We start from the raw sequence: 2252 nt of genomic DNA, 5'->3' as shown, positions 1-2252 counted from the left end.
ACGTGAATACAACGAGGAACGACCGAAGAAGACCTTAGGTGGGCTGACACCTACCGCCTACGCGAAGCAGTTAGCAGCGAAATCGACTACAGTGGCAACCGGACTCTAAATGTAAGTGCTACTCAAGATGGGGTGACGTCGCGGATACGCATACCCACTTATAACTTCTTTTTTAAAAGCTCTCGCAGTAGGAACGCCCGTTACCGGACGCCCCCTGCACAGACCCGGACGTGCGGTTTTCCCGCATCCGGTTCCTCGGTTGTACTCGCTTTCGCGTCGAACGGAAAACCCTTATGCAAACACCACATGCTGTCGCTGCCTCTCCGTGATCCTGGGAACGGCTACGCCGACTCGTTTAAGCGCCTGAGCAAAAGCTGCCCAGGTAAAACTTCGCCGCTTTCCGCCTCGTCGATTCAGCCATTTGAATACACATTCAAGTGACCATTGGTAGAAGCGATACAGCGAACGCGAGTTGCCGCGCAAGCCATAGTAGTTGTAGTGCCCCATCAGCCGCCTGTTCAGACCGGCAATAAATGCCCGACCCGTCAGACAACGTCCCTTCCTGATCCAGTCCTTGATCCGCCTGCACGCGCTTTGCAGCTTCATTCTGGCTGTACGGCGCATGACTCGGGCAACGCCGTTCCGGTCATTGAACCAGTAGAGCTCAAAGCCCAGAAAGCTAAACCGTCGTTGCATGCTCGGGTGGAATCGGCTAAACCTCAGCAATCGAGTCTTCTCAGTGGCCACCTCGAGACTGAACTTACCTAACCTCTTCGGCAACACCTGATAAAACCTCTGAGCATCGTCCCTGTAGCGAAATGCGCAGACAAAATCATCTGCGTACCGACACATCAATGCATCTCCGCGGCAGTGGGCTTTCACCACACACTCAAACCACAGATCCAGGGCGTAGTGCAGGTAAACATTCGCCAATACCGGCGAGACAATCCCGCCTTGTGGCGTCCCGGCACCCGGATGAATTATCTGTCCATCCGTCTCCAGGATACCTGCCTTCAGCCATTTACCGATCAGACTGACAAAAGCCTTGTCATCAATCCGTTGCTTGAGCATTTCCAGCAGCCAGTCGTGGTCCATGTGATCGAAGAAGCCTTTGATGTCAGCCTCGACGATGTAACCATATTTCCCGTACTGAAGGTTGAAGGTGAGATCACATGCCGCATCCTTCGCACTCCGGTTTAGCCGGTAGCCATAGCTGCTCTCTACAAAGTCTTGCTCATAGATCGCAGTTAATAATCTGGCACAGGCCAGTTGTACGAGTTTGTCTTCCAGCGCCGGTATGCCCAAGGGCCTTTGTTTTCCATTCTCCTTGGGTATGTAGCAGCGTCGCACCAACTTGGTACGATAGCGCTTCGTTTTCAGTCGTTCACCTAAATCCCTGATGTTATCCATCAGGTTTTCTTGGTAGATCTCTGCCGTGACTCCATCTACACCGCTGGCCGCGTCCTTGTTCAGGTCGTGCCAGCAGTGCAAAAGAAATCCGGCATTCAACTCCCGGTAAAGATCCCGAAAACGGTGGTACCTACAAGCTTTCGCTCGAGTTGCTATTCCCCGCAGTGAGGTTGGCTCGTGTTGTTCCGATCCGACTGTGTCCGGCATGAGTTTCCTTTGCGGGCTACGTACTTCCGTCAGGTCCTTCCCCATGTGGTGGGATTTCCCCACCTCAGAGTACTATGCCTGATAAGACACCCCTGGGGCCTATAGAGGTTGCCAACTTTGCAGTCGGTTCCCTCCTACCTGGCTCGTGGTGTACTCGAATAGGTTCAGGTTCCAGCCTAGTTCCGTTTCCGGGTTTCCCCTTCAGGGCCTCAATAGCTGTATACCTTGCCCATTCAGTTTCCACGACAGGAACCCTTTGGGGCTTCCCGGGTTCTCCGACGTATCTCTTCCTGCATGCCACGGCCTGAGGACTCCGGCGGACCTCCACACCCTCGCCTAAGCACCTATTGTTTTTTTTTTTGGTGCCAACCCGGGTGCTTCTGTGTTGCCTTCGGTGTACGTTAAAACCCTCGGCATCCGCAATAAGCTTATTTCGAAGCTGTACCAGCACTTCAGGGAGCGCGACCTCCCCTACGGCCTACAGGATTCTCTGTCTACGCTTCGCCCCTCTTGTTCGTCGTGGATCACACAACTCCGCCAGGGACGCAAGACTCGATACGGGTGGGTGGCTAGCCCTTACCCGACAGGGACTTTCACCCTGCAAGATACGCCGAGCTTTGCCCGGCGCGATAACG

Annotated in this window: 1 protein-coding gene; it reads right to left on the bottom strand. The window is 54.1% G+C overall.

The window, feature by feature from the left end:
* Window positions 1-291: 291 nt before the first annotated feature.
* Window positions 292-1617: a group II intron reverse transcriptase/maturase gene (ltrA, locus tag K8I04_00050; protein MBZ0070111.1), complete on the bottom strand. Its 1326-nt coding sequence runs from the start codon at window positions 1615-1617 to the stop codon at window positions 292-294.
* Window positions 1618-2252: the final 635 nt, after the last annotated feature.

This window comes from Gammaproteobacteria bacterium (genome assembly GCA_019911805.1).
GTDB lineage: Bacteria > Pseudomonadota > Gammaproteobacteria > Thiohalobacterales > Thiohalobacteraceae > JAHJQQ01.
Note: the sequence above shows the minus strand (reverse complement) of the source record. Positions and strands in the feature narration are given on the sequence as shown.

Coding starts and splice junctions, on each gene's coding strand:
- ltrA (MBZ0070111.1), bottom strand. CDS start 1,617: ATGCCGGACACAGTCGGATCGGAACAACACGAGCCAACCTCACTGCGG.